Origin of the sequence: Yersinia aleksiciae (genome assembly GCF_001047675.1) — a bacterium.
In the GTDB taxonomy this organism is placed as follows: domain Bacteria; phylum Pseudomonadota; class Gammaproteobacteria; order Enterobacterales; family Enterobacteriaceae; genus Yersinia; species Yersinia aleksiciae.
This window is the reverse complement of the sequence record NZ_CP011975.1, coordinates 284,107-306,407: the sequence shown is the minus strand read 5'-3', so window position 1 is coordinate 306,407 and position 22,301 is coordinate 284,107. Positions and strand designations below refer to the sequence as shown.

Here is a 22,301-nt window from a genome sequence, read left to right as displayed (position 1 = left end):
GATACTTAGTTAATTATATAATGTAATTAATGCCATTTAAGTATAGCCACCTTGTATTAAGTAGTAGCGTATTAATCGAAGTAACTTAATTAATACACTTAATATGAGAGGTTATTATGTCATTGGTGCCAGAACACTCTTTTAAATTTGATCAGTCACGTGACTTACTGGATAAGATTAAATCGTCACTATACGAAATAGGTTATTTCTCAGTGACATCAGGAAATAAAAAAGCGGCGAAAGAGTTTCATGAGGGATTATGCTACGCATTATCTGCGCAATTTATGATTGCAGAACGTAATTATGGTGCGGGCGGAGGCAAGCAATATTTCGATTGGCTAAATACTGCAATTGAAAGTTATAAAAAAAATGCTCAAATAACAAACTCTAATCCAGGTGATATTCAGAAGAAATTACTCATGCAGTTTCATCGGCAATTTCTTTATACTGAGTTGGAAAGAATACAAAAAATGCAATACAGCCAAGATGTATCGAATAACTATCTTAATGTCAGAAATGATTTTGGGAATCTGCCAAGGTCAATTAGGAACGATACAGATAATGAAACGAGAATTAATGTATTTTCATTCGCGCAGGAAGTAAAAGAAAAAAGTGTCTCAGGGAGAATATCTAATAATAACTTAATGAATATAATAGAAAAATATTTAAGTGGTAAAAACAATAATGTTAAGGAATCGATTAATAATGCCAGAAAAAATGGAAAGAATAAATCATACTTTATTGACTCCATCGTAAATAAGTTAGTTGAAGCTCATAATGATAAAAATAGTGTCTACAATAGCAAAGGGCAACGAATTGAAATGCCTAGTGAGGAGGTTAAATCGACTGCTTTCGGCGAAATTCTTAAAGTAGCTATCGATAATGAATCGATAAGAGCAAATAGTGAATATGCCGGCATCCTACTGAGTGATGGATTGATCATTTCTGATCCAGATAGGAGTGTAGATAACAGACACATTAAAATGAAAGAAGATTTTTCTTCTAGCTATGAGAAACTTAATTTATTAATAGATGGATTATCAGACGTTAAAAATAATAGCTATATTAGTATTATGTCGCCTAACCATGCGATGGCCATATCTATTACTCTAGATGAGAATAATAAAAAACATTGGACTTTTTTCGATCCGAATATTGGGGCGAAAACATATGATAATCATGCTGATTTTAGACAAGGTATATATGATATTTTTAATAAGCACGTCGGTATAACAAAACTGGGTGCTGCATATGGTTTTGATAAAAAACTCTTCGAGAATATGGATTTTCAAGTTGAGTACATTAAATTTGAGGATGAAATAAGAACGAGTCAAGCTGAAAGTACATGGAAATTAGCACGCGACGGTGAACAATCCTATATTATCAGAGCGCTAAAAGAAAATAATATTACCTTCAATGTAACGCCAGAGGTGACTGCTAGAGTTATTGATTTTTCTGTCGACCAAGAAATGTCAGTTAATCAGAAAATAGCAGACTCGTGGCAGGTTAAAAAAATAGTCATGGAAATTACCACAGATGGCACAAGATTTAATGTGCACATGAATGCGAGTAGTTTTGATAACGCTTTAACGGCACTGAAGCCCAATATCGATATGCTATTGAATTATAAAAATGATAATCCGTTAGTCATTGATATGGATTTTAATCATAATGTCGTAAAAGAATTAGTTGTATCTACTAAACCAATTCCATCAAAGAAAAACAGCGAAATACCTGACTATCATATTGAATTAGAAACCCTCAATACACGCTCTAGGGATGTTATTAAGATATTGGATCGATTGGTTTCAAAAGAGCTTTCATTGGGTGACCTAAGTGAGAATACCCGAAAGTCATTAGTAGAGTTTTTGGGCCATGATGATACTGACTCGACTAATCGAAAAGTTATAAAAGCAATGACAGATGTTGATTATTATTTAAAGCTGCGACTTGAACTCTCCGAGTTACAGCAGGTGAGTGTCAATAATCCAGAATTTGAAAAACTTAAAGCAAGCGAAGCATTAAAAATTAGCCGACAATGGCACGCTGAAAAGATTGATAAAGGATTAAGCCTATCGTCTTTGGCGAGTAAAAATGACGCTAGTGAAGTATCAAATATTAATCAAGTTTTAACGTTATCACCTGATGCAGGTAGAGCTAGACAAAATAAAACGAATTTGGGGTTTTTATACTTACATTCTGCTTATAAGGGTAAATTAGGTCAGTTGAAAGACACGCTATCTGGGTATATGGAATTAAATTACCTTAAGTCAAAAGGCCTAACTACCACTAATGAAAATCTACAGTTGGATGAATTCAATGTGGCATTTAGTGACTTAGATGAGCTGATTGACAGCGATGTTTACAACTCAATTTCTGAGGGGGATGCTTACCGACGCATTGATTTATCTAAATTAGGATGCTATCAACTGATAACTGATGATACTGTCTTAAATATATCCATTGAGGATGATAACGGTAAGAACCTATGCCGTATCTATGATGCAGAGGCGGGGGAGGTAATATTCAGAGATATAAATCTGACGGAGAGTAATGAAAAAATCCATTCTTTAATCGAAAAGTATATTCGAAGTAATAGTAAGGAAAATAGTCAAATCAAATATAAGTTGTATAGCATCAAGTCACCAATTGATCTAGGAGATGGTTATGGATTAAATAATATCTATCACCAAAGTATCATTACAGAAAGACAAAGATTAGTCGAACAGGGGACTACCTTTTTTAACGATCAAAAGATAGCGTTCAGTACGTTGTATGATATGGGCGCAACGCTAAATAGTAAACTGATTAGTGTTGATGCTATTTTAAGCACACCTGACTGGCAACAAAAAATTCGTTTTGACCCATTGCTCTTGAACGAGTTTTATACTTTCCCAGACAGTACATCAACAGAACAAAAACAATCAGTTCAGGTGATGAAGAAAATTTTAGATAATGTGGATGACAATAGCAATATCCTTTTGAATTCTCATCGTGACCCTTCAACCGTCAATGAGATAAAAAAACGGCTAGTGACAATTAAGTCATCTGTTGATTCAGAAGGTAAAGTTAATTCTAATTTATGGAAGCGATTAGAACTGACAACAGCGCAATCAAATCGTTTTCAGTCATATGGACAAAAAATAGGTGCGGGCACCCAGGCAATTGCAATGACCACGTTGGTGATATCAACCATAGCAATGGCAAAAAAATTATCAGATCCAAATATAACAGATGAAGAACGTACTGAAATACGTAATCAACTGGCGATAAGTTGGAGTTCTGTTGCCACCGATTTCGGCACAGATCTTATGCAACCGACATTTTTTAAAATGCATAATTATATTAGCAAGAAGCTATTATCCGGAATGCATTCTGGGGTCGGGCGAGCAGGGTATAAAGTGGCGGCTAAATTCACAAAATTTGCGGGCCCAGTTTTAAATATCGCCTCTGCAGGTTTTGATATTTATGATGCAATTGATAATTTTACCAAAGCAGGGACGGAGAAAAACGTAGATTTAAAAACAGACTATATTGTGAATGCTTCTCTTTCAACGATTGGTGCAGCCGTTAGTGTACTAACGGCTACGGCATTATTTGTGGGACTGAGTACCGCAGGTTTTTTCGGTATCGCGATTGGTGCCGGCATTATGTTGGCTGGGATGATATATAATGCGGTACGTCAGGTAAAATATATCAAGAGTAAGATTAGTCTTAGTGGTTGGGAGGAATTTAAAACTGGTGCGCGACTGGCTTTTAATTTAGAGCCTGAACAAGATATCATACAACGGTTGGAAGATCATAATAAAGAAGAACTAAGATTATCGATTGAACAATATATTAATGATTCTTTTAATAACCGTATAAAACCACTGGGGAGTAATAATTATAGACATGTTAATGAATCACTTGCTCTGATTCCTGTAAAAAAATACGTTTTTGTGTATAAAGTAGATTCAAAGTATATTGATTTTGAACAGTTGCGATTTGAAAAAGTAAATGGGAGTAGATATATATCTGACCGAAAAATGGAGTTCTTATATTCAAAGGATTTTAGTCGGGGAGATATGGATAGATATGCATTAATGCGTTATGCAAGAATTCCGTTGTCAGAGGATGAACTTACGCGTTGGAAAAAGAATGTCAATATTGATGATTTTGAAATTATAGAACTGGACTCAATAGCATTAAGTAGCCAAATTGAGCAAGATAATGCTATTATTTTAAATGATGAAATATTTCATAATCACAATGAAGTTGTTTTGAAAAAAGATATCTGGCTAGATAATAGGTCTAAAACAGATACTATTATATTAGGTGATAATGATTCCAAAGACTTAAATACGCATTTTAATCTTGGTGGTGGTGATGATTTAGCTATTGGTTATAAAGATCATAGAAATAGTTTTGATGTTACGAAAGGCCAGAAAATATTTATTGGTGGGAATAAAGAAGATGTTTTCTACTTAATGAATGATGTCGAGGCTTCAGTTCACCGCGCCCCGAGTTTTCTTGATGGGCAGAGTGGAAGCGATACTATAGTCGCTATGGGGCTACGCTTTAGCCCTGAAGGCTATTTAATTAATTTGGCTGATGGCTATGTGAAATATAAAAATGATAATCTTAAACTTGCCTATGTAAGAAATATTAGAAATGCCTATGGTCAGTCTGGTACTGACGATACCATAATTGGTGATGGTAATATAAATCACTTAAATGGTGGCGGTGGGGGCGGTTATGACATATTGGAGGGCCGAGGTGGAAATGATTTTCTTGCATTGCAAAGAGGAAGGGCTGTAGGTGGTGCAGGATTAGATAGTTACGTTATATTACCTGCTGAAGATGAACTTATTGATATCGTTATCTCAGAATTTGGTCTGGAAGAAGTCAGTGCAATTCTATTACCTTATAAAGCGGAAGATATAGAATCTATTCTTTTGGATGGAAATGATGTTGTGATAAGACTAAATCAAAATAATGATTACCGGGGCAGTATTAGATTAAAGGATGTTTATTGTCCACGAGAGGAAGGAGAAGATAAAGTATTGTCTCATAACTATATTATCTATACTTCGGATAAATTAGTTTTACTACCCGATTGGCCTCAGTCATTAGATAGTAATGTCAATAAGCTTCCTTCATCACTCAAAATGAATGCTAGCTACAATGCAACGTTTGATAGGATGGAAAATAAGCGTTATTTTGATGGCTCTTTCATGAAGAAAAAAGTTATTATCAGTGAAAAAGGGGATGGTTCTGATATCATTATTGTCGATGGTGATAATATTAATTTACCTCCCTTTATCAGAGCGTTACGAAATGGTAATCCCTTAACAAATAACACTATTTTTGGTGCGATAAATATTCATAATTTTGAAAACATTGGCTCTGGGGACTTTGTGCAACCTAACAAAGGTAAAAGTAAATTTACTGTCCCACATGTTCAACTTTCAGATGAAGAGAGGGACCAGGACAATAGATTAGTTATTGACTATGCTGAAACGAAGGGGGATAGCGAAGTAGAAATAGTGCTCGGTGATGTGAGTGGTTATGACTTACGTATTGCTGATATGCCTTGGGGAGGATTTAGAATCAGTCATTTTGATAGGCCGGATGAATTTTTAAATATAGATCTAGTTCACCCTAATTTAATTTCCCATAAAGGAGAAATTAAGTTAATTACATTCTCAGATAAAAATGATGTTAACTTCCGCATTGAAAATAGAGGTGAAGGATATAAAATATATCCATTTAACCCAGTGGAAATAAAACCAACAGATTCAAATGATAGTATTATTGTCCCTAAAGATTATAGGTTGATAAATAATTCCATAGATCTCTTAGATGGTGATGATATTATCAGGGACTTAAGTGGACTAGGAAATATTATTAGTGGTGGTTTAGGTAATGATATTATTTATGTAAGCAGTGGTGATAATACCCTTATCGCAGGGCAGGGTAATGATATCTTAATGGGGGGAAGTGGCCGAGATACATTAATAGCAAGTATAGGAAATAACCAACTGGAAGGGGGAGGGAATGATGATATCTATATCATTGGTAAGGGGAAGGGGAAGACCACCATTCGTGATGAACACGGGAGAAATATCATCATAATTAAAGATGTAGACCATAAAGACTTGCGATTTAATGCGTCTGACAATCAATTATCAATTGAGATAAGGGGTGCCGAAAATGAGGTCATTGTGAAAAACTATTCCAACTCGTCCAATTTTATTTTCCAAACAGACACTCATCAAATTGAAGCCAAAGATCTCAATTTACTCCTAATTGAGATGGCATCAGAACCAGAAAGACCTCTTAGTGGTATTCAAGATACAACGAGTCTAATGTTTGTCGCGAATCGCCCATGCCCGTGGACGATTATTGCGGCCTGATAATTTGCTGTTTTAGCGATATTTCAGCCAAAGTATGGGCATCATTCCCTCATCGCTCGATGGATTGAGCGGTGAGGGAAAAGGGGACTTATTCAATGAAGCAACACGAGGTTGCTTCTCAGTGAGTATGAGCGCTTCACTTGGCTGAATGCAGACCAATGACTAACGCTTATTCTGAATGCCTTTCACGCTCAGATTATTATTATCCACTTGCGGCAAACCGGTGGTTGCAGAGGTGGATAACAGCCCAGTCTCAGCATAGTTGAACAGCTTCTCGCGGGTATCGGTGATATCCAGATTGCGCATAGTTAACTGACCAATACGGTCATCCGGTGAGAACACAGATTCCCCTTTCTCCATAGTCAGACGTTCTGGTTTATAAGTCAGATTGTCGGAGACGGTATTGAGGATCGAATAGTCATTACCGCGACGCAGTTCCAGTGTCACTTCACCGGTAATTTCGCTGGCAACCCAACGCTGGGCTGAATCACGCAGCATCAACGCTTGCGGATCAAACCAACGGCCCTGATACAGCAGACGGCCCAGCACACGGCCATTGGCATGATATTGCTCAATGGTATCTTCGTTGTGAATACCGGTCAGCAGACGCTCATAAGCAATATGCAGCAGTGCCATCCCCGGGGCCTCATAGATGCCACGGCTCTTGGCTTCGATAATCCGGTTTTCAATCTGGTCGCTCATGCCCAGACCATGACGGCCACCGATACGGTTCGCTTCCATCATCAGCTCGACGCTGTCGTCGAAGGTCACGCCATTCAGGGCTACCGGATAACCGCGCTCAAAACGGATGGAGACCTCTTCCGCTTTGACTACCACATTTTCATCCCAGAATTTGACGCCCATAATCGGATTAACGATTTTGAGGCTAGAGTTCAGGAACTCCAGATCTTTAGCTTCGTGAGTCGCGCCCAGCATGTTGGAGTCGGTGGAGTAGGCTTTCTCGGTCGACATTTTATAATCGAAGCCGGATTGAATCATAAATTCGGACATCTCATGACGGCCACCCAATTCATCAATGAAATCGGTATCCAGCCACGGCTTGTAAATTTTCAACTCAGCATTGGTCAACAGACCGTAACGATAAAAACGCTCAATATCGTTACCTTTATAGGTACTGCCATCGCCCCAGATATTCACGCCATCTTCTTTCATGGCGGCGACTAGCATGGTTCCGGTGACGGCACGGCCCAGCGGGGTGGTGTTGAAGTAGGTGACACCGGCGGTGGTGTTGTGGAACGCACCACATTGAATCGCGGCAATCCCTTCAGCAACCAACTGTTTGCGACAATCGATCAGGCGGGCTTTCTCTGCACCGTACTCCATCGCTTTACGCGGAATGGCATCGTAATCTTCTTCATCAGGCTGACCCAGATTGGCGGTATAGGCGTAAGGAATTGCCCCTTTTTTCTGCATCCACAGCAGCGCAGCACTGGTGTCCAGGCCACCGGAGAAAGCAATACCAACACGCTGATTAATAGGAAGGTGTTTGAGAATAGTTGTCATCAATTAAATCCTGTATGAATTAGGTCAGTCTGGCAAAGGTTTCAATGCCTACATTGATATCGCAAAACCGGTATTAGAGTCAAAGACATTTTGCATATTTATGTGAATTTCACTGCATAAGTATTTAATTTGTACTTTGGTGAAATTCCGTTTCATTTAAATTAATTTAACGTTCTGTTATGATATCCACATCGATTTTTTATCGCGTGTAACACGTTAAAATTTAAAGCGGAAAACCGCCATTGTAAACCGGCGCATCGGGATATTTCACCATAGTGGTGAAAAGCGTGGGTATAAGCAAATGGACGTGGTTTCAGGGACAGTTAAGTTGAAAATCTTTCGCGAAAGCGCGTGGTATAGAAAACGAAAATCCTACCGGGTACTCTTTTGGCGTGAGATAACGCCGCTGGCGATTCCGCTGTTTATTGAAGGGCTGTGCGTCCTGCTGATGGGCGTGTTCAGCACCCTGCTGGTGAGCTGGCTGGGTAAAGAGGCCATGGCGGCGGTGGGCTTGGCTGACAGCTTCAATATGTTGATTGCCGCTTTCTTTGCTTCGGTGGCGCTGGGTACCTCGGTGGTAGTGTCATTCAGTCTTGGTCAACGCAAACGCAAGCAGGCACAAACGGCGGCCCGCGAATCCCTCTCTCTGCTGGTTTTAATCTCCCTGCTCTTGGTATTGCTGGTGCACTTTGCCGGTGAGGCCATTATCAATCTGATGGCGAGTCAAGCCGATCCTGCCGTTAAGGCCATGGCGCTGACCTACCTCAATTTGACGGTCTGGAACTATCCGGCGATGGCGATCACGCTGGTGGGATGTGGCGCGCTACGAGGTGCCGGTAATACGCGGTTGCCGATGTTTATCAATATTGCGATGAATATTCTCAATATTGCTATCAGTAGCCTGCTGATTTACGGCCTGTTTAGCTGGCAGGGATTAGGTTTTATCGGCGCAGGTATCGGTATCACGCTTTCCCGCTATATTGGTGCCCTGGTGGTGGTTCTGGTGCTGATTTTCGGTGCCAATAATACCCTGCGTATCCCTTTCAAAGCCTATTTTTTGCCCTTTACCTCGGCCATTATGTTTGAGGTACTGAGCATCGGCATTCCAGCCAGTGTTGAGTCGGTGATGTTCAGTATTGGTAAGCTGATTACCCAGCGTTTTGTGGCGGGAATGGGTACCGAAGTGATTGCCGGTAACTTTATCGCCTTTTCAATCGTCGGGTTGATTAACCTGCCGGGCAATGCACTGGGATACAGTTCGACGATCATCATCGGCACACGCTTGGGCAAAGGGCAGATTTTGCAACCCATCCGCCAGCTCAAACATATCTTCTGGCTATCCACCGTCGGCGTCTGTTTTATCGCGCTGCTATCCATCCCCAGTGCCGGATTTTTGGCCTCGCTGTATACCAACGAACCGGGTGTTATCAATGTGGTGAAGCATCTAATCTGGATCAATGCGTTGTTTATGCCGATCTGGGCCGCCTCTTGGGTGCTGCCATCAGGCCTGAAAGGGGCGAAGGACGCCCGTTATACCATGTGGGTAGCGCTGGCAGGAATGTGGGGTTGCCGCATTATCGTCGGTTATATCTTGGGGATAACACTGGGGTTTGGCGTCACGGGCGTGTGGATGGGGATGTTCCTCGACTGGATAGTGCGCGGCGTGCTGTTTTATCGGCGTATGTCCACGGGCCGTTGGCTGTGGCGCTATCGGCCAGCAGCGTGAGAGCGAGGCATTTGATAACTCATCGGTGAATCCTGCCAACACTTTTATCAAGCGACAGTGACTTACCGCCCACCTATCTCTCCATCACTCACTGATACCGCTCGGCATAGCCCGGTGTTGAGGGTATCAAGTTCCAACTCGCTTTATTTCCCCCATCGTTTGCTTCTTCGTCAGAAATGTTTAGCAGCAATAATTTGAACTTCATCACGAAAACAACAAAACAAACTAAAACAACAAAATGCCAATTTTTAGTTTTTAATTTCTTATTATATTAATTTTAAAGAATATTAATTTAACAACTCTGCTTATTTAATTGATTTGTGAAATTAACTACTGTCACTTTAATGGGGCTAATTGATTCCGCGTGTTGTTTAATGTTGCTTTGAATTGTTATTTCTGTGATTGTCAATTGTCGTTAAAAACATAATAACATTTTCTAACTTTTCTTATCTTTTGAGGCCCGACATGAAAAATGTAGCAATACTCGGAAGCAGCGGGGGAAATCTATTCAATCTCGGTGGTGCATACCCCGAAAGACTGTTGCAAGAAATCTATACCCAACTCCACTCTGCGGGGGTCGGTGTCAGTGCGGTGCAATTTATCGCGGCGGAAGAGTCGATGGATGTGGCGAAACCCACCACCGCGGCCGCTGTTTATTCAATCACTACAGAGCAAAGCGATAAACCCCAGATTAGCTTTAAGGGAAAACTGTCAGCGGTGAATGACGCGGTAAAGTCCTCGGATGCGGCCATCGCGGCACAAATCCGTGCTGGTGATATCGATGGCATTATTATCATGAGTGCTGATCCTGATCGCAGTAATAAAGAAGCTATTCTGGCGGCGATAGAGAAGAAGATCCCAATCGTGGGTACTGGCGGTACCTCGATGGCGATTATCACCTCTAAAGGTGCGAATGTGATTGCGACCTCGGGCACTACCGGCACCAATAGTCGCACTCGGGCCATCTCATTTACCGCCTCCTTGTGTAAACACTGGCAGATAAAATATACCCCGGTACTGGGCAGTGGCGATGCCAATATGCCGGGTAGCGACAAGAGTCTGCTAAAAAGAATCAATATCCGCAGCATTATGATCCCGGCATTACCCGGCTTTATTGCCATGGCGATTGTGCTGGCGCTAAGCCATATTCCGGGCCTGCAATCGCTGAATGCCATCTTTGAACTGTTGCTGAAAGGGCTGCCAGTTATTGTTGCGGTTATTGCCGCAAAACAGGTTTCTGAATTAGATGAAGTATCCATTGTGGCTGGTGTGGTGGCTGGGGTCTTGTCGGTTGAGGGCGGGTTAATTGGCGGTATTTTGGGCGGGATTGGTGCCGGTATTATGGTGCGTTACCTGTTCGGTTTATGCCTGAGATGGCAATTTCCGATGACCACAATCAATATCGTGGCAGGGGGGTTATCCGGTTTATTCTCCGGGCTGGTGATGTATTACCTGCTTAGCCCATTGGCATTAGCGGCGGGTGATTATATTAAGCTGGCCATTGAAGCCACGCTGGCCTTCAGCCCAATTTTAGCGGGATTACTGGCAGGCTTGGTTATTTGGCCCGCGATTCTGGGCGGTGTTTATCACGCGGTCATATTGCCACTGGTATTACTGGAAATGGAAAAGTCAGGTGTCAGTTTCCTCGGTGCTGTGGATATGGTTGGGCTGGTGATGGTTGCCGCTGGAATTAACTTGGCTAACGTTATTGCCCCGCGAGAAAAAAGTGAGGCCGCGGTCGCTGCTCCGGGGTTGCTTATTAACCTTGGTTTTGGGACTTTTGTCGAATCCGCTTATCCGTTTATGTTCTCCAATAAAGTTGTCTTTGCTGGCGCGATATTCTCCGCCGGTGTGGGTGGCATGTTGTTGGGGCTATTAAATATCAAAGGCGTGGCTTATGTGCCAGCTTTCGCTTCACCTTTCTTGTCCAATAACGCCTTTTATATGGCGATAGTGATGACGGTAACGTTGGTTCTGACCTGCGTAATCACCTTGTTAGCCAATAAATTTGTCGCAATTAAAACAGCAGTACCCGAATCGACAACACCAGGGATCTCGGGATAAGAGTTAACAATTAAAAAAGCAGTTTTATATAAATCCAAGTAGAGGTAAGTATGTTCAACGCTGATATGAGTAAGAAACGTTCCGTCGCCATGGATAAAGTACGAAATGCCATTCAGTTGCATGGCGGTCAAACTATTCTGAGTACCGGAATAACCGGCGATGATGCTCGCTTAGCGAAAGCAGTATGTGATTCCGGCGTTAAGTTATTGGAGCCTAATCATCCCGCGCTGGCATTGGCTCGCGGCCATAACGGTGTGACGAATATGCATGCCGCAGAACGTGTTCGCCATGAGATAACCATTGGTCAAATGGCAGAAGCGGTGCAGGGTGTGCGCAATGTGGTGGCTGACGATATCTTTATTACCGTCGGCATTGCTGGCGGCTTTACTGAAACTGTACCGACACCGGTCACTGAACAGGATATGTTATTGATTGCCCAATCAGGCGCTGATGGCTTACATACCCATAAATCCAGTTTTGAAGATTTAAAAGAGTTGGTCGATCTGGCCCATAAATATGGTCTGACCGTCGATGCTTATATTGGTCATCCAAGTGATCTACATACATTTGGTATTGCCGCGGAAACCCCGGCGGATGTTGCTGAAGTCGCTATAAAGATGGAAGCGCTGGGGGTGGATATGATTGGCCTGATGACCGGTATGAGTTATGAGGGGGTGACTGCCGGTGATATTCCCGAGGCTATCAAGCAGCGGCTCATTGCCTTGGTGGGAGCGGTTTCTGTACCGACTCTGGCTGAAGGAGGAATCAATTTGGAAAATGCCAAGGCATTTAAAAATACCGGAGTCAATATCTTGGTGGTCGGCACCGCGATTGACAATGTAGTTTGTAATGCGGCCAAAGAGGTTGTTTCACAGTTTATTACCCACTAATTCTAGTGAGTTAACCTATAAGGGAGAAGCCTATTCTCCCTTTTTTATTGAGAATAAAGATATGTATAGATTATTAGCGATTGATTTGGATGGAACATTGCTTAATCGGGATAGCTAAATATCGGAACGGAAGATAGCGCGAGAAATTCACCGCCAATATTCACTGAGTAAAACCCGTGATCACTATTATGAAATAATGAGTTAGGGGATCAGTAAAGGCAAAGCATTACACCATTTGTGCCAACATCTAAATATACCTTCGCAATCGGTAGTGAGTATTGGCGATCAGGAAAATGATATCAGTATGTTCCAGTTTTCAGCGGTTGGGGTAGCAATGGCGAATGCCAGTGATTGAATCGCCTTTTGTTGCAGACGATTTCTTTTGTTTCAACCGATAGTTGAGTAGAATAGCCTCCATTGTATCGCAAAGGGTCAGGTCGTTATCCTTATGAATCAGATCAAACGTAAACAATTTATTCTAGAAAAGCTTGATAGCCTAGGCGAGGTTTCTGTTATTGAGCTTTCCGAAGAATTGGGCGTAACTTCTGAGACTATTCGGCGGGATCTCTCCTGTTTGGAACAAAGTGGTGAAGTCACTAAAGTTCACGGTGGCGCGATAAAAGTTCAGAATATCCAAGAGGGCAGTTTTGCTCAACGCATGGATTTAAATCGGTCAGAGAAAATGTTGATCGGCAAATATGCCGCATCGCTGGTGACAGAAAACGATTCATTATATATAGACTCTTGTACCACGACACTTATTTTCGCCTCGTTCCTGCCTCTGGTTAAATTAACTGTTTTTACTAATTCATCATTAATTGCCGATCAAATTAAAAGCAAAAATAACATGGCGATTGTCCATGTCTTGGGCGGCGAATATAATCACACCTATAAAGCCAATCTGGGTATTCAGACAATTGAACAAATGCGCGATATCCACACTGATTTCTCGTTCGTAGGGGTCGGGGGAATAGACAGTGATTTCGGCGTGATGGTTAAAAATCTGGACGAAGGGCGTATTGCCAAAAAAATGTTGTCGATGGGTCGGCAGAAAGTGATTTTATGTGACTCAAGTAAATTTGGGCAAAGTGGATTAATGAAGATAAGTGATATCAATGACATTGATATTATCGTTACAGATAAGAAAAAGAATCTCCATAAACAAGAAATTGAAAAGCTGTATGCGGACAAAATAATCTACGCCAATTAGTGAATATAACCGCCTACTCAATAGCAGGAGGTTATATTTTCTATCATTTCAACACTTTGCGGTACATATCACGGCACGAGTCCCTGGTTTGAATCCGTGTTGTCGAGTCTGCCAGACGACGGTTAACCCGATGAGTAATAGCCCTAACACCGCCCATGGGAAGCTCGCCGCACTCGCACCTTGTAACAGCAGACCACCAGTGATACCGCCAGCCGCGATAGCCAAATTCCATGCCACCACAATCATCGATTGCGCGACATCGGCATCTTGCCCTGCGGCATCTGCCGAGGCCGTTTGCAGCAATGTGGGTGCGCCACCAAAGCTCAATCCCCATAGCACCATGCTGCCATAAATGGCGAGGGGGGAGGCTCCGGCAACTGCCATGACCAATGCCGCCAGCACAAAAGCCCCCAAGCTCAGTAATACTGCACCCCGTAGCCAGCGATCGACCACCAAACCGGTTAACCCTATACCGGCCAGAGCGCTGATACCGAATACCAGCAACACTTTATCTACCTGATTCCCTAAGCCGGCAGGGGTGATAAACGGCGCAATATAGGTGTAGAGAATATTGTGTGCCAGCATCCACAGGACAATCACCAATAAAACGGGTCGCACACCGGGAGTGGTAAAGACTTTACGTACTGGTTGCTGTTGTCGGGATGATTGCCCTGGGAAGTCTGGCACCTTCGCGATGACTCAAATGATCAGTAATAGCGTTAATCCCGACATAATAGCAAACGAACTGCGCCAACTTAGCGCCGTTCCCAGCCAAGTCCCCAGTGGTACACCCAGTGCCAATGCTATAGGGGTACCGCTCATAGCAACAGCCATCGCGCGCCCTTGCTGATGAGGTTGTACCATGCGCCGTGCATAGCCAGCGATAAGCCCCCAAGCCAGACCAGCAGCGGCTCCAGCCATAAACCTAGCCAGTAGGGTCAGGGTGAACCAAGGCGAAAGCGTGGTCAGCGTATTGAACAAGAAAAATCCCACAATCGCGCTGAGCAATACTTTGCGCCGATTCCAACCGCGAGTGAGGGTAATCAACGGGATAGCCGCCAGTAATGAACCTAGCGCATAGAGTGTCACCAGTTGCCCGGCCAGTGCTGGTGAGACGTCCAGCCCTTCACTAATTTGCGGCAATAACCCCGCAGGCAGCGTCTCCGTCATAATGGCAATAAAGCCCGTCATTGCCAGCGCCAGTAAGGCCCCCAGCGGGAAGGCGGGCATCGTCACTGGCGCTTTCATCGTATAGCCCCAACGCCATAAACCGCATCGCGCAAGTCATTGACGAATTGCCCGGACATCCCTTCGTATAAGGTATTGGTCAACGCCACCACACTTAAGCCCTGAGCCCGGTCAACAAACCATGCGTGGCCATAAGCACCGCCCCAGCGCCATGTCCCGACGGATTCAGGCGTGGCGGCCGCAACGGGATCGCGCAAGACGGAAAAGCCCAGACCAAAACCCAGGCCGGGGGCATCTGGTAGTAACATTCCCTCCGTTTGATCACGGCCCATCTCATCGACCAGCGCGGCAGTGAGTATTGGCTCTCCGCCCTGACGGAGGGTCTCCAGCAAACGGAGCACATCCCCAGCACTACCCATCATCCCCGCACCACCGGAAGGAAATGCCTGACGGTTGAGTGCGCGGGCGGGGGAAAACTCAATCCCGACAGTCTCTGGAAAAGCCGCAACAAATTCGCCTTCCTGTAATGGGTGTGGCGCTGGGGAGTCACTGACGTAAGCTGTGGCTAACCGACTGACATCGTGGGCAAAAAAATTGGTATCACTCATTTGCAGCGGCTGGGTAACCAGAGCATGGATGGCCTTATCCAAAGGCTGGTCGCAGACTTGTTCGATAACCGCACCTAAGACATCAATCGCCAGTGAATAACCCCATGCGGTTCCCGGCACGTAATGCAGCGGCACACTCGCCAGTCGGCGCATATTTTCAGCCAGCGTGATCTCCGACGAGTCCATACCGTCCGAAATACCCGCGACGGCATAAGGGCCGTGCTGATCGGCCTCTAAAAAGCGATAGTTCAATCCAGCGGTATGGCTGAGCAACTGACGGACAGTAATCGTGGCTGATTCACCGTCTGCCAGCCGTGGCTGAAAATCAGGTAGCCAGCGGCGAATGTCCTCATCAAGATTCAGTTTACCCTGTGATATCAGCACCATTGCGGCAGTGGAGACAATCGGCTTACTGATGGACGCTAAACGGAATAGGGTGTCGGCCGCCATGGGTTGTTCTGTTTTGCGATCCGCTAATCCTGCTGCTCGACTAAAAAATCTTTCACCGTTAAGGGCAATCATGACAACAGTACCGACCAGACGTTGCGCGGCGAGTGCTTGATCAATGACAGCATTGACTCTGGCAGCCAGATGTTCTGTCGGTATTGACGCTAACGAACTTGCGGACATAGTAATTCCTTAATCTGAATGAATATGGCTTAACCCTGCGTAATAACTTATCAATAGAAAGCCATACAACAATAGATAACTACGTAATAAGGAAAAAGTAGGGTAGATTTCCACTGTAAGCGGACAGTTAAGTCCGCAATGGGAGGTGTGATGGATAGCCTGAGTAGCCTGACGGTTTTTGTGCAAGTGGCTGAAACCCGCAGTTTTGTTATGGCGGGACGTCTTTTAGGTGTTTCAGCCTCGGCAGTGGGTAAGAGTATCGCGCGTCTTGAAGCTCGCTTAGGGGTGAGACTATTTCATCGTAGTACCCGCAGCATCACATTGACCTCTGAAGGCACTCTTTTTCTTGAGCGCAGCCGGCGAATTTTGGCCGAGGTAGAGTCAGCAGAGCTTGAGATGTCGCAGCTTACCGATAGGCCGCGCGGCAGATTACGCGTCAGTTTTCCCTTGGTAAGTACACTGCTGTTACCGGTATTGGCTGATTTTATGCGTGCGTATCCAGATATTGAGTTGGATCTCGATTTCTCCGATCGGATTGTCGATATCGTCGAAGAGGGGTTTGACGCCGTGGTTCGTACCGGTGAACTGACAGACTCTCGTCTGTCGGCCCGCAAACTGGGGCAGTCCGAGATGCTACTGGTGGCATCGCCCAAGTATCTGGCGCAGCATGGTGAGCCGCGGCATCCCACTGATTTGGCTGATCATATTTGCCTGCATTATCGTTTCCCCAACAGCGGTAAATTAGAAACCTGGCCCTTATCCGGTGAAGCTGATCTGCGTATCCCCATTTCGATGGTGTGCAATAACATTGAAACCAGAATGTGCTTTGCTCTGCGGGGATTAGGCATCGCCTGTCTACCTGATTTTTCGATGGGGAATGCACTCTTGGATGGCAAGTTGCGCACCATTCTCGGTGACTACGTAAAGCGCACCATCAATATCCATGTGGTATGGCCTTCAGGGCGCTATATGACCCCAAAACTACGGGTGTTTATCGATTTTCTCAGTGACAGGATGTTCGCGGGGAAATGATTAAGCATTTCCCACCCATTGCCGATAAAGAGATAAGCAGAATGTTATTCCTTATTTTCCGAATGACTTAATTCGCCTGGTTACCACTTATCACTCTTCATTCGCATTGGGGAAAGTATGGATAATTTTCAAAAAGAGATAGAGGAGAGAACTAACCTCACTTCATCGAACCGCTTTGAGCTGTTGCTGTTCCGCTTGGGCGAGTCGCAAGATGAAGAGAAATCCGAGCTGTTCGGGATCAACGTGTTTAAGCTGCGTGAAATTGTGCCTATGCCTACACTCACCAAGGCGGCGGGCATGGCATCGCCAATGATGGGGATGGCGAATATTCGCGGGGAGATTATTCCTGTCATTGATCTCCCAGCGATTGTCGGCTGTGAGCCAAAAACTGGATTAAACATTCTGCTGGTGACCGAATATGCCCGTAGTACTCAGGCATTCGCAGTGGAGTCGGTTGATGATATTGTCCGCCTTGAATGGAGTCAGGTGCTGGCTGCTGATGCCGGTGTTAAGAGTCGCAATATCACCAGCATTGCGCGGCTGGATAACGACACTGCAAGTAACCGTCTGGCTTTGGTGCTGGATGTTGAACAGATTTTGTATGACATTATTCCCCCGAAGCGCAATGTCCAAATCGACAGCACGAAGACCAAGGCATTTGATCTGAAGCCGGGTTCAGTCGCCATTGTGGCTGAAGACTCTAAGGTGGCACGTTCGATGCTAGAACAAGGCTTGAAGATGATGGATATTCCCGCCGTGATGCATATCACCGGTCTGGAGGCGTGGAATAAGATTCGTAAGATGGCCGATGAGGCGCGGGCGGAAGGCAAGCCTATCTCGGATAAAATCGCATTTGTGCTAACCGATTTGGAAATGCCAGAGATGGACGGCTTTACATTGACGCTGAATATTAAACGCGATGAGTTCCTGAAAAATATTCCGGTGATTATCCATTCATCGTTATCGGGCAGTGCGAATGAAGATCATGTCCGCAAAGTCGGGGCTGATGCCTACGTAGCAAAATTCGAAGTCAATGAATTGGAAGCAGCGATCCACAGTGCGCTGGATTCCAAAAAAGCCATAAACTCGTAACCACTATCCCCGTTTGGGTATCTAAGCCATTGATCTGCGTAATCATGGCTTAGATGCCGTGCTCTCCCAACATTGTTTTTTCCGGCAGAACTGATATCCGCGCTACCCGCTCCTCCTAAAAATGGCTTCTCAACTGATGGTCTCTAACTCAATTCGTTTTTGCTGCGTTGTTGACACTTACATGGTGGTCGTCATATATTCAGTATAAATGACATGCGTCATTTATAAAATCACCCACAAGAGAGCAAACTCATGAGCACGATCCCCTCGGTTCTTATTACTGGCGCATCATCTGGCATTGGTGCCACCTATGCTGAACGTTTTGCGCGTCGTGGACACGACCTCGTTTTAGTGGCCCGCGATGGTGCGCGGATGGACGTCTTGGCGGCCCGACTTCGCCAGGAAAATGGCGTTACTGTAGATGTTTTACCGGCGGATCTCACCCAGGCGGCAGAACTTGCCACGATAGAGGCGCGGCTGCGCGACGATCACCACATCGGAATTTTGGTAAACAATGCGGGCATGAATGTGGGGGGAAGTTTCATTGAGCAGACTACTGACGATATAGCAGGGCTAGTTGCTCTTAACACCACTGCGCTGGTCCGGCTGGCTAGCGCGGTGGCCCCACGTTTGGCGGCAGCGGGTGAGGGGGCCATCATTAATATTGGCTCGGTTGTCGGTTTGGCACCGGAGTTCGGTTTGACGGTGTACGGTGCCACTAAGGCGTTCGTGCTCTTTCTCTCTCAGGGGCTGAGTCTTGAGCTTGCGGCCAAAGGCGTTTATGTTCAGGCGGTGTTGCCCGCCGCGACGCGGACGGAGATTTGGCAACGAGCAGGCACTGATATCAATACGATTACTGGGGTGATGGACGTCGGCGAATTGGTTGATGCGGCGTTGGTCGGGTTTGATCGTCGCGAATCAGTAACCATTCCACCGCTGCATAATCTTGAACAGTGGGAGGCGCATCAGAGCACCAGACAAGCCATGTTGGCGGGCTTTGCGCAAGAACATGCCGCTGAACGCTATTTAAGCTGAGCAAGGCAATGGATGCCAGCATAAGCAGCATTAAGCCCAATGTATATTTCTGCCAAATTTGCTGATTAAAGAAGCGGACCATGGCAGGAATTACTCTGGTTATCCATCGTTAATACTCCGATCCCTGATGATGAGTCGCACTGCCAACTGATTAATGGCCTATTTGCTCACGGCTTAATTAAGGTCAGTATCCCAGGCTGAAGTGAGTTTTTGGCTCCCTTCAGCGCTATTTATCATCATCATATCCCAGACTGCTTGACGCTGTTCTTGACCATTACCGGCTTCACCGGTGGCAAAGTTGTAATCCATTTTGATCAGATATTGCAGTCTGGCCACATAATCTTCCGGATATTGGGCCTGCTCTATTTTGGGTAACTCTTCATAATGCTTCAAAACAGATTTAAAGAAATTGGTCTGCTTGAATTCACCTTGATCCCACTCGATTTTACTCTGAGCGACGACCATAACCCGCCAGCTCTCTTCTTGATCGTATGATTCCTGCCATGCGGCTCGGCGCTCATTCATGGTAAACAAACCACTGTTATCGTAGGCAATTAAGTCCAGTTGCTCACGTGACATGCCTTTAAATGGATTGTTTCCATGGTCATTAGTAAAAGCGGTGGCCTGTTTGGCTCGTGCCAATAATTCAGGGTTTTGGGTATCAGGGACTTCTTGATCGTAAGATTTTCTACCGTTGTAGTACCCCATTCCGGTGATCTCACTCAGCAAGGCGCGGGATTTTGCCGATAACTCCTGTCGGCCCATTTTCGAATCACGCTCTTCCGCGCGCAAAGCCGCATCACTTAACTGCTGGGATAAGGAGGACAAATGACTACTCTCACTTGAGCCAGTTGAACTTGACCGATCTTCGGTCTGTAAGCTTTCGTTATCCTTTTTAGGGTGACTATTTTTATTTTCATACTGCGTATGAGTGGTGGAAGATAACACATTGATTTTAATCACTCTGACCCCCGGTAATGAAACTGAACACGGCCAATTCCTTACTGGCCAGATCGGTCAACACGGCGTTTTAAAACACCCTGCAAAGCTGCATTAAATTGAAAGCCCAAAGTCTTCCAATTAGTTAACGGCCATGACTGACTAAAACTTCAGTTTTTTCTGTGATGATTAAGCAGTGGTAGGGAGCAAGAATTCGACGTGTTGGTTTTTTGATTGAATTGAACTGCGCTACTACAGGCCCTACACATCAGTCATTTCGGCGGTGTTAGACCGGAAATCATCGAATACCAGATACTCCTGCTCCGCTATCATCTCCTCTAGATTGCACAGACTCAGCGCGTAAGCTTGATACTAGCGGGCACACTGAGCAATAATCCCGACGGGGGATGGCAGCGGCTGAAGGATTCGGGATTAGAGACATAATCAGATGACGCCACAAAAATAGTTTGTTAGCCGATTATTCCCTTATGCGAAAAGATTAAATCAGATTAACCATTAACCAAGGATTGAATAAATGGCTTTTTTCAAAAATCTAGTAACAGGCAAGTTTAGTTTAGCTTTTACATTCTGGGGCATTGGTGTTTTTGGTAGTCTTCTTCTTGGTGGAATGGGTGTTGTTGCTGTTCAATTAAACTTTTATTTATTTTATGTTATTTTATTTTTTAGATTTTTATTGTCAGTAATGGTGTTGTCTGGAATAACGTTTACATTAAGAAAAAATAAAATTACTTTTTTAGGCGTTCTTGCGTGGATTGTTTTTTTGATTCAGGTATTAATATTGATGGTATTTAATTTTTATTTAATCATAGGTCTTGCTCAGTTTGTTTTATCAAAAGTAACTGGTTAATTTTTTCTTATTACGGCCCGCCGCAGGCACAGGAAAACTACCTGTGCTATTTTTTTGGTGAATTCGCCAGTGCATACTCAGTGTTAACTAACCCAGTAAATATTAAGAAGATATGAATTATCTGATGTTTCACAAGGCCCTTACGATGTTTCCTGATGTCAATGGAATGAATCGCCACTGATAAATATAGATTCTTTCGAATAGCGGTTAAGATGGCTTCGGTATTAGCTGGTTATGTCCATTTTTCGCTCTTAGCCTACTGTCAGATTGAACAACCACTACTCTACATCACTAGAAGACCATTATCTCAAGCAAACCGTTCGTATAAACTTTCTCAGATATTCCTATCAAAACTCTCGCATTCATAGCACCATTATGCGGATAAAACGCCGTTGCTGATTTACTATTGATTCGATGAGATTTCCTTTTGAATTATGGAAAAACAAGCGTCCATTTTCACTATAAATAGTAAAAGGGATATTACGTTTCCCAGTGGTCAAATCAGTCGGAACAGCGAATTTTGTGACCATGAGAGGATAAAATGCCTATATAATCATTACGCTTCAGTTCACTATGTTCCGAGTGTGGTTTGCAAAAGCCATAGTCACTTGCGATATAACACTTTCCTCTGTCATCAACTATGTCGCAAGTACAACGATAAAAATCACCTAACGAATTACGAAATACTTCCTTCGGTGTTGGTGCCGCCCCGGTAAATTGGATAGTTATAGTTGCACTCTGGACCCAACTGGTTGGAATGCTTTGTAACTTTAATAGGGTGCTTAACTTGATGGAATAGTTGCTTATCACCTTGTTGAGCAATCTGATCTCGGGCATTGATTCATTTAAGATCAGGTTGAACATAACTTTACTGAAACCATTTATGGTCGCATATGATTTCAACTGCCCAATGGCCCAGTAGCCACCGACATCATTATTTCTGCTATTGAATGAGCCAATCATGCCGTTTGCGATCCCTGCTAATTCTGTCCTACGAGCCATATGTTCTCCCTTAAGCAATGAGCTCTACAATATGATTGTATTGATAGTGGTGATCATCGGTGTTGCTTATGATGAATAAATAGCCACGGATAATC

13 protein-coding genes and 2 pseudogenes are annotated in these 22,301 nt (G+C 44.1%); 10 read left to right on the top strand and 5 right to left on the bottom strand.

Going from position 1 to position 22,301, the window contains the following annotated elements; all coding sequences use genetic code 11:
- Positions 1 to 116 precede the first annotated feature (116 nt).
- Positions 117 to 6,398 carry a hypothetical protein gene (locus tag ACZ76_RS01535; RefSeq protein ID WP_048616175.1) on the top strand — a complete coding sequence of 2,094 codons (6,282 nt, stop codon included), beginning with the start codon at positions 117 to 119 and terminating at the stop codon, positions 6,396 to 6,398.
- Positions 6,399 to 6,560: 162 nt separating this feature from the next.
- Here ACZ76_RS01535 and argG read toward each other — a convergent pair whose 3' ends face one another.
- Positions 6,561 to 7,922: an argininosuccinate synthase gene (argG, locus tag ACZ76_RS01530; RefSeq protein WP_048616173.1), complete on the bottom strand. Its 1,362-nt coding sequence runs from the start codon at positions 7,920 to 7,922 to the stop codon at positions 6,561 to 6,563.
- A 328-nt stretch (positions 7,923 to 8,250) separates the two neighbouring features.
- On the opposite strand from argG, the gene ACZ76_RS01525 reads away from it, so the two are divergent.
- From ACZ76_RS01525 to ACZ76_RS01510, 5 genes and pseudogenes are all read left to right on the top strand, one after another.
- The gene (locus ACZ76_RS01525) at positions 8,251 to 9,648 is read left to right on the top strand and encodes an EmmdR/YeeO family multidrug/toxin efflux MATE transporter (RefSeq protein WP_048620147.1); all 1,398 of its coding nucleotides are present in this window, start codon (positions 8,251 to 8,253) and stop codon (positions 9,646 to 9,648) included.
- A 465-nt stretch (positions 9,649 to 10,113) separates the two neighbouring features.
- On the top strand, positions 10,114 to 11,712 hold the full coding sequence (locus tag ACZ76_RS01520) for a PTS sugar transporter (RefSeq protein ID WP_048616171.1): 1,599 nt from the start codon (positions 10,114 to 10,116) through the stop codon (positions 11,710 to 11,712).
- Positions 11,713 to 11,762: 50 nt separating this feature from the next.
- Positions 11,763 to 12,602, top strand: coding sequence for a histidine biosynthesis protein (locus ACZ76_RS01515; RefSeq protein WP_048616169.1), 840 nt, complete (start codon positions 11,763 to 11,765; stop codon positions 12,600 to 12,602).
- A gap of 148 nt (positions 12,603 to 12,750) precedes the next feature.
- Positions 12,751 to 12,954: pseudogene (locus ACZ76_RS19660) on the top strand (HAD-IIB family hydrolase); the annotation flags it as partial.
- Between the two features lie 96 nt (positions 12,955 to 13,050).
- On the top strand, positions 13,051 to 13,812 hold the full coding sequence (locus ACZ76_RS01510) for a DeoR/GlpR family DNA-binding transcription regulator (RefSeq protein ID WP_048616167.1): 762 nt from the start codon (positions 13,051 to 13,053) through the stop codon (positions 13,810 to 13,812).
- A 48-nt stretch (positions 13,813 to 13,860) separates the two neighbouring features.
- On the opposite strand, the pseudogene ACZ76_RS01505 reads toward ACZ76_RS01510, so the two are convergent.
- Positions 13,861 to 15,060 (bottom strand): annotated as a pseudogene (locus ACZ76_RS01505) (MFS transporter).
- Entirely contained in the window at positions 15,057 to 16,238 is a 1,182-nt protein-coding gene (locus tag ACZ76_RS01500) for a serine hydrolase domain-containing protein (RefSeq protein ID WP_048616165.1), read from the bottom strand. The pseudogene ACZ76_RS01505 and the gene ACZ76_RS01500 overlap by 4 nt, the downstream one beginning before the upstream one ends.
- A 150-nt stretch (positions 16,239 to 16,388) precedes the next feature.
- Between ACZ76_RS01500 and ACZ76_RS01495 the strand changes: the two genes are divergently transcribed.
- The 3 genes from ACZ76_RS01495 to ACZ76_RS01485 all read left to right on the top strand — a co-directional run bounded on the left by ACZ76_RS01495 (position 16,389) and on the right by ACZ76_RS01485 (position 19,397).
- A complete protein-coding gene (locus ACZ76_RS01495; RefSeq protein WP_048616163.1) occupies positions 16,389 to 17,270 on the top strand; it encodes a LysR family transcriptional regulator in 882 nt (293 codons plus the stop codon).
- A gap of 117 nt (positions 17,271 to 17,387) precedes the next feature.
- Positions 17,388 to 18,362, top strand: coding sequence for a chemotaxis protein (locus ACZ76_RS01490; protein ID WP_048616161.1), 975 nt, complete (start codon positions 17,388 to 17,390; stop codon positions 18,360 to 18,362).
- Between the two features lie 252 nt (positions 18,363 to 18,614).
- Positions 18,615 to 19,397: an SDR family NAD(P)-dependent oxidoreductase gene (locus ACZ76_RS01485; protein ID WP_048616159.1), complete on the top strand. Its 783-nt coding sequence runs from the start codon at positions 18,615 to 18,617 to the stop codon at positions 19,395 to 19,397.
- 174 nt (positions 19,398 to 19,571) lie between these two features.
- Here the strand turns inward: ACZ76_RS01485 and ACZ76_RS01480 are convergent, their stop codons facing one another.
- Entirely contained in the window at positions 19,572 to 20,360 is a 789-nt protein-coding gene (locus ACZ76_RS01480) for a hypothetical protein (protein WP_053082168.1), read from the bottom strand.
- Positions 20,361 to 20,871: 511 nt separating this feature from the next.
- On the opposite strand from ACZ76_RS01480, the gene ACZ76_RS01475 reads away from it, so the two are divergent.
- Positions 20,872 to 21,204: a hypothetical protein gene (locus tag ACZ76_RS01475; protein WP_048616157.1), complete on the top strand. Its 333-nt coding sequence runs from the start codon at positions 20,872 to 20,874 to the stop codon at positions 21,202 to 21,204.
- Positions 21,205 to 21,705: 501 nt separating this feature from the next.
- Here ACZ76_RS01475 and ACZ76_RS01470 read toward each other — a convergent pair.
- Positions 21,706 to 22,206 (bottom strand): hypothetical protein, encoded by a 501-nt coding sequence (locus ACZ76_RS01470; protein ID WP_048616155.1) that lies wholly within the window; start codon positions 22,204 to 22,206, stop codon positions 21,706 to 21,708.
- Between the last annotated feature and the right edge of the window lie 95 nt (positions 22,207 to 22,301).

Coding starts and splice junctions, on each gene's coding strand:
- ACZ76_RS01535 (WP_048616175.1), top strand. CDS start 117: ATGTCATTGGTGCCAGAACACTCTTTTAAATTTGATCAGTCACGTGAC.
- argG (WP_048616173.1), bottom strand. CDS start 7,922: ATGACAACTATTCTCAAACACCTTCCTATTAATCAGCGTGTTGGTATT.
- ACZ76_RS01520 (WP_048616171.1), top strand. CDS start 10,114: ATGAAAAATGTAGCAATACTCGGAAGCAGCGGGGGAAATCTATTCAAT.
- ACZ76_RS01515 (WP_048616169.1), top strand. CDS start 11,763: ATGTTCAACGCTGATATGAGTAAGAAACGTTCCGTCGCCATGGATAAA.
- ACZ76_RS01510 (WP_048616167.1), top strand. CDS start 13,051: ATGAATCAGATCAAACGTAAACAATTTATTCTAGAAAAGCTTGATAGC.
- ACZ76_RS01500 (WP_048616165.1), bottom strand. CDS start 16,238: ATGTCCGCAAGTTCGTTAGCGTCAATACCGACAGAACATCTGGCTGCC.
- ACZ76_RS01495 (WP_048616163.1), top strand. CDS start 16,389: ATGGATAGCCTGAGTAGCCTGACGGTTTTTGTGCAAGTGGCTGAAACC.
- ACZ76_RS01490 (WP_048616161.1), top strand. CDS start 17,388: ATGGATAATTTTCAAAAAGAGATAGAGGAGAGAACTAACCTCACTTCA.
- ACZ76_RS01485 (WP_048616159.1), top strand. CDS start 18,615: ATGAGCACGATCCCCTCGGTTCTTATTACTGGCGCATCATCTGGCATT.
- ACZ76_RS01475 (WP_048616157.1), top strand. CDS start 20,872: ATGGCTTTTTTCAAAAATCTAGTAACAGGCAAGTTTAGTTTAGCTTTT.
- ACZ76_RS01470 (WP_048616155.1), bottom strand. CDS start 22,206: ATGGCTCGTAGGACAGAATTAGCAGGGATCGCAAACGGCATGATTGGC.